At 64.5% G+C, this 5835-nt stretch carries 7 protein-coding genes; all 7 read left to right on the top strand.

Going from position 1 to position 5835, the window contains the following annotated elements; translation table 11 throughout:
- Positions 1-457: uroporphyrinogen-III C-methyltransferase (locus H8B02_RS44460; protein ID WP_229172089.1), on the top strand; the 457-nt coding region annotated here is incomplete at its 5' end.
- On the top strand, positions 454-771 hold the full coding sequence (locus H8B02_RS44455; protein WP_229172088.1) for a DUF2849 domain-containing protein: 318 nt from the start codon (positions 454-456) through the stop codon (positions 769-771). The genes H8B02_RS44460 and H8B02_RS44455, both read left to right, overlap by 4 nt.
- A 27-nt stretch (positions 772-798) precedes the next feature.
- On the top strand, positions 799-2454 hold the full coding sequence (locus H8B02_RS44450) for a nitrite/sulfite reductase (RefSeq protein ID WP_229172087.1): 1656 nt from the start codon (positions 799-801) through the stop codon (positions 2452-2454).
- The gene (locus H8B02_RS44445; protein ID WP_229172086.1) at positions 2441-2956 is read left to right on the top strand and encodes a DUF934 domain-containing protein; all 516 of its coding nucleotides are present in this window, start codon (positions 2441-2443) and stop codon (positions 2954-2956) included. Before H8B02_RS44450 ends, H8B02_RS44445 begins: the two co-directional genes overlap by 14 nt.
- Positions 2953-3681 (top strand): phosphoadenylyl-sulfate reductase, encoded by a 729-nt coding sequence (locus H8B02_RS44440; RefSeq protein ID WP_229172085.1) that lies wholly within the window; start codon positions 2953-2955, stop codon positions 3679-3681. The genes H8B02_RS44445 and H8B02_RS44440 overlap by 4 nt, the downstream gene beginning before the upstream one ends.
- Positions 3682-3875: 194 nt before the next feature.
- The gene (locus H8B02_RS44435) at positions 3876-4865 is read left to right on the top strand and encodes a sulfate ABC transporter substrate-binding protein (protein WP_229172084.1); all 990 of its coding nucleotides are present in this window, start codon (positions 3876-3878) and stop codon (positions 4863-4865) included.
- A gap of 50 nt (positions 4866-4915) precedes the next feature.
- Positions 4916-5722, top strand: coding sequence for a sulfate ABC transporter permease subunit CysT (gene cysT, locus H8B02_RS44430; protein WP_283842320.1), 807 nt, complete (start codon positions 4916-4918; stop codon positions 5720-5722).
- Positions 5723-5835: the final 113 nt, after the last annotated feature.

Raw genomic sequence — 5835 nt, 5'->3', positions numbered from 1 at the left:
CTCCATTATTCCCGGCATCTCCGCCGGTCTCGGCGCGGCCGCGCAATTCGAGGTGCCGCTGACCTTCCGGCACGAGGCGCTGCGCATCACCTTCCTGACCGCGCACAAGGCGCGCGATGCCGAAGTCGTCGACTGGTCGGTGCTGACCGACACCAGGATGACCGTCGTCGTCTACATGGGCATGACCGCGGCGCCCTCGATCCGCGAAGGCCTGCTCGCTGCGGGCCGCTCGCCGGAGACGCCGGTCGGCGTGTTCGCGCGCGTGACGCGGCCGGACGCCAAGGCCGCGGTCGGCACGCTGGCGCGGCTGCCCGAGCTGGTCAAACAGGTCGACGGCGGTCCCGCTGTCCTCATCATCGGCGACGTGGTCGCGCATTCCGCGCCGTGGAGTCGATCCAACGTCACCCAACTGTTCTCCAACCAGATGTTCTCCGAACTGCTGAAAGCTGCCGAATGACCTCTCCGCTCGAACAGAAGAAAATCAGGATCACTGGCCCCTCGGTGGTGACCGCCAACCGCACCTGGGATGGCGCCGTCGTGTACCGAACCGCCAAACGGGGCTGGTCCACCGAACTCGCCGATTCCGCCGTCGTCAGCACCTCCGACGATGCCCGCGCGCTGTTGGCCGAAGCCACCGCCGACGACGTCGGCGCGGTCGGCCCCTATATCGCGCCGGTCGAGCTCAAGGACGGCGGCAAGGTCAAGCCCGGCAACCTTCGCGAACATATCCGCGCCAAGGGCGTCACCATCGATCTCCAGGTCCCCGCGTAAGGCGCGCCGGCGTAAGGCTCATCGAACATGTATGCTTATGACGAACTCGACCGCACGCTGATCAACGAGCGTGTTTCGGAATTCCGCGATCAGGTGAAGCGCCGCCTCTCCGGCGAACTCACCGAGGACGAATTCAAGATCCTACGCCTGCAGAACGGCGTGTATCTGCAGCTGCACGCCTACATGTTCCGCGTCGCGATCCCCTACGGCACGCTGTCGTCGAAGCAGCTGCGGCGGCTCGCCCATGTCGCGCGCCGTTACGACCGCGGCTATGGCCACTTCACCACGCGGCAGAACATCCAGTTCAACTGGATCAAGCTCGCCGAGCTGCCCGATGCGCTGGCCGATCTGGCCGAGGTCGGCATCCACGCGATGCAGACCTCCGGCAACAACATGCGTAACGTCACCTCGGACCAATGGGCCGGCGTCGCGCCCGGCGAGATCGAGGATCCGCGGATCTGGTCGGAGCTGATCCGCCAGCACACCACGCTGCATCCGGAATTCTCGTTCCTGCCGCGCAAGTTCAAGATCGCGATCACCGCCGCCGAGCATGATCGCGCCGCGATCAAGATCCACGACATCGGGCTGCGCCTGCACAAGAACGCCGACGGCGAGACCGGCTTCGAGGTGCTGGTCGGCGGCGGCCTCGGCCGCACCCCGTTCATCGCCAAGACCATCAAGCCGTTCGTCCCCGGCCGCGATATCCTGAGCTACATCGAGGCCATTCTGCGCGTCTACAACCAGTATGGCCGCCGCGACAACATCTACAAGGCGCGCATCAAGATCCTGGTGCACGAGCTCGGCATCGAGAAGTTCGCCAAGGAAGTCGAGGAAGAGTGGAAGGCGATGGGCGATGTCGGGCTGACGCTCGATCACACCGCCATCGAGGAGGTCCGCTCGCGCTTCTCGTACCCGGCCTACGAAAAGCTGCCGCACATGCCGGACGAGCTGAAGCAGGCCGCGCATGACAAGCTGTTCGAGCGCTGGCGCAAGAACTCGGTGTCGGCGCACAAGGTGCAGGGCTATTCGATCGTGACGCTGTCGCTGAAGCCGGTCGGTGGTCCGCCCGGCGATGCCACCGCCGAGCAGATGGACGCGGTCGCCGACCTCGCCGACAAATATTCGTTCGGCGAGATCCGCGTCGGCCACGAGCAGAACCTGGCGCTGCCGCATGTCGCCAAGCGTGACCTGGCTCAGCTCTTCAAGGCGCTCGACCGGCTCGGCCTCGCGACGCCGAACGTCAATCTGGTCACCGACATCATCGCCTGCCCGGGGCTGGATTACTGCTCGCTGGCCAATGCGCGCTCGATCCCGATCGCGCAGGAGCTGACGCGGCGTTTCGCCAACCACGACACCGCCGACCTGATCGGCCGGCTGCACATCAACATCTCCGGCTGCATCAATGCCTGCGGCCATCATCATGTCGGCCACATCGGCATTCTCGGCGTCGAGAAGAACGGTGAGGAATTCTACCAGATCACGATCGGCGGCCGCGCCGACGAGAACGCGCAGATGGGCACCCTGATCGGCCCGGCCGTTCCCTATGCGGAAGTCGCCGACGTGATCGAAGACATTGTCGAAGCCTATCTCGCGCTGCGCGACCGTCCCGAGGAATTGTTCGTCGATACGGTGAAGCGTCTGGGCGTCGAGCCTTTCAGGGAGCGCGTCTATGCCACTCGTTAAGCAGGGAAGACTGACCACCGATCTGTTCGTTCATGTCGCCGACGGCGCCGAGTTGCCGGGCGACGGCGCGGTGCTGGTGACGGCCGAGCGCTTTCTTGCCGATCCGGAGGCGCTGCTGCGCCGCCCCGGCAAGCTGGGCGTGATCTGGCCGAACAACCGCAACCTCGACGAACTGGTGCCGCATCTCGATCGGCTCGCCTCGGTCGCGCTGGTATTCCCGACGTTCCGCGACGGTCGCGCCTACAGCCAGGCTCGCCTGCTGCGCGAGCGTTACGGCTATGACGGCGAGCTGCGCGCCACCGGTCAGATCCTGCGCGACCAGTTCGTGTTCATGACCCGCGCCGGCTTCGATGCTTTCGAGGTGAAGAAGGATGCCGACGCCGATGCGTTCGCCCAGACCATGAAGCGCTATTCGGTGTTCTATCAGCCGACCGGCGACGGCCGCGTCACCGCGCTCAACCGCCGCATGCAGTTGCGTCACTCGGAGAGCGCCGGCCAGTGAGCACGCTTGCACCAGAGCTTGCAGTGGCATCAGTCGCATTGCCCGCGGCCGATACGCTTGATCGCGCGCTGCGCAAAGCGTCGCCCGCCGAGGTGATCGCGGCCGCATTGCAGACGGTCGGCCGCGAGAAGTTGGCGCTGGTGTCGTCGTTCGGGACCGAGTCCGCCGCGCTGCTCAGGGTGATGGCTGACGTCGATCCGGCGATCCCGGTGGTCTTCCTCGACACCGGCTGGCTGTTCGAGGAGACGCTGGCCTATCGTGATACGCTGATCAAGACGCTCGGCCTCACCGATGTGCGCTCGATCAAGCCCGATGAGCAGGCGCTGTCGCGCCAGGACCCGGTCCGCGAGTTGTGGTTCAGCGATCCCGACGCCTGCTGCCGCATCCGCAAGGTGGAGCCCCTGGCGCGTGCGCTGAAGCCGTTCGCCGGCTGGATCAACGGCCGCAAGCGTTTCCAGGGCGGTGCCCGCGCCGATATCCCTGTCGTCGAGGACGACGGCGTCAGGCTGAAATTCAATCCGTTCGCCAATGTCTCGCGCGAGGAGATCGAGGCGATCTACACGCTCGGCAGACTGCCGCCGCATCCACTTGTCGCATCGGGATATCAGTCGGTCGGGTGTATGCCTTGCTCGAGCCGGGCAGCAGCCGGCGAGGATGCACGCGACGGCCGCTGGCGGGGCCGGGCGAAGACGGAATGCGGCATCCATACGATGAAGATGTCGTAGGGCACCGCGCTAATCGCGATGACGCTCCATCGCGATTAGCGACGTGAAAAAGCCTTCGCAGCGCGGCGAGTTCGTAGCACAAGCGCGCTGCGCGGCTGAAAACAAAGAAAACCGGTTTCGTTGACTTAGGGCCACTTCACGGTGAGTTATGTCCTGCGTGTTCCCTGACATTCTCAGGTTGAATGGAGACAGAAATGATCCGTCGTATGCTGCCGCTGGTCGCGGGACTGTTGTGGGCGAGCTCGGCCTTCGCGGCCGACTATTCGCTGCTCAACGTGTCCTACGATCCGACGCGCGAGCTCTATGTCGATTTCAACAAGACGTTCGCCGCGGCCTATCAGAAGGAAACCGGCAAGAGCGTCGAGATCAAGCAGTCGCATGGCGGCTCGGGCTCGCAGGCGCGCTCGGTGATCGACGGATTGCAGGCGGATATCGTCACGCTGGCGCTGGCCTATGACATCGACGCGATCGCGGGCAAGGGCCTGCTCGCCGCGGACTGGCAGAAGCGGCTGCCGCTCAACGCCTCGCCCTATACCTCGACCATTGTGTTCCTTGTTCGCAAGGGCAATCCCAAGGGCATCAAGGATTGGGACGATTTGATCAAGCCCGGCGTCGCCGTGATCACGCCGAACCCGAAGACCTCGGGCGGCGCCCGCTGGAACTACCTTGCCGCCTGGGGCTATGCGCAGAAGAAGTTCGGTTCGGTCGACAAGGCGAAGAAGTTCGTCGCGGATCTCTATCAGAACGTCCCTGTGCTCGACACCGGCGCGCGCGGCTCGACGGTGACCTTCGTCGAGCGCGGTGTCGGCGACGTGCTGCTGGCGTGGGAGAACGAGGCGTTTCTGGCTCTGCGCGAATTCGGTCCGGACAAGTTCGAGATCGTGGCCCCGGCGCAGTCGATCCTGGCCGAGCCGCCGGTCGCCGTCGTCGACACGGTTGCCGACAAGAAGGGCACCCACGCCGTCGCCGAAGCCTATCTGAAATACTGGTACACCAAGGAAGGCCAGGAGATCGCCGCGCGCAACTCCTACCGGCCGCGCGATCCCGAGATCGCCAAGGAGTACGAAAAATCCTTCGCCAAGGTTGAACTTTTCACCATCGACGACGTTTTTGGTGGTTGGACCAAGGCGCAGAAGGAGCACTTCGCCGAGGGCGGCATCTTCGATCAGATCTACAAGAATTGATCGAGATATCAGGGGGATATGTGAGCACAGCGGTTGCAAGGCGCAGTAGCCTGCCGGGGTTCGGTCTCACCATGGGACTGACCCTGACGTGGCTCTCCGTTATCATCCTGATTCCGCTGGCTGCGCTGTTCCTCAAGACGTTCGAGCTCAGCCTCGATCAGTTCTGGGGCATTGTCACCAGCCGTCGCACCCTGAACGCTCTGAAGATTTCGTTCGGGCTTTCGTTTGCGGCCGCCTGCGTCAATCTGGTGATGGGCACCATCATCGTCTGGGCGCTGGTGCGCTACCGCTTTCCGGGCCGGCGGCTGTTCGACGCCATCGTCGACATTCCGTTTGCCTTGCCGACAGCGGTCGCGGGCGTCGCGCTGACGCAGCTGTTTGCACAGAAGGGCTGGCTCGGCGCGCCGCTCGCCGAGCTCGGCATCAAGGTCGCATTCACGCCGATCGGCATCTTCATCGCGATGATCTTCATCGGCATCCCCTTCGTGGTCCGCACGGTGCAGCCGGTGCTGATCGATCTCGATCCCGAGATCGAGGAGGCGGCGGCGAGCTTAGGGGCCAATCGCTGGCACACGGTGTTTCGCGTCATCCTGCCGAGTTTGATCCCGGCGCTGCTCACCGGCTTTGCGCTCGCCTTTGCCCGCGCCATCGGTGAATACGGCTCGGTGATCTTCATCGCGGGCAACCTGCCCAACGTCTCCGAGATCGCGCCGCTCCTGATCGTGATCCGGCTGTCCGAATTCCGCTACGCCGACGCCACCGCGATCGCGGTCGTCATGCTGGTGGCCTCGTTCCTGATCATCTTGCTGATCAACCGGCTGCAGCGCTGGGCGCAAGCCCGCATTCCCGTGCATTGAGGTTCGAGATGTCGATGCAGACGGGATTGGCGACCTCCACCACGCAGCTGCGGACCTACGCGCCCGCGACCGATGTCAGCGTTGCGGCCCCGGCGCCGCGGCTCGAGATCGCG

The organism is Bradyrhizobium altum (genome assembly GCF_020889705.1).
Lineage (GTDB): Bacteria > Pseudomonadota > Alphaproteobacteria > Rhizobiales > Xanthobacteraceae > Bradyrhizobium > Bradyrhizobium altum.
Note: the sequence above shows the minus strand (reverse complement) of the source record. Positions and strands in the feature narration are given on the sequence as shown.

Coding starts and splice junctions, on each gene's coding strand:
- H8B02_RS44450 (WP_229172087.1), top strand. CDS start 799: ATGTATGCTTATGACGAACTCGACCGCACGCTGATCAACGAGCGTGTT.
- H8B02_RS44435 (WP_229172084.1), top strand. CDS start 3,876: ATGATCCGTCGTATGCTGCCGCTGGTCGCGGGACTGTTGTGGGCGAGC.
- H8B02_RS44455 (WP_229172088.1), top strand. CDS start 454: ATGACCTCTCCGCTCGAACAGAAGAAAATCAGGATCACTGGCCCCTCG.
- H8B02_RS44445 (WP_229172086.1), top strand. CDS start 2,441: ATGCCACTCGTTAAGCAGGGAAGACTGACCACCGATCTGTTCGTTCAT.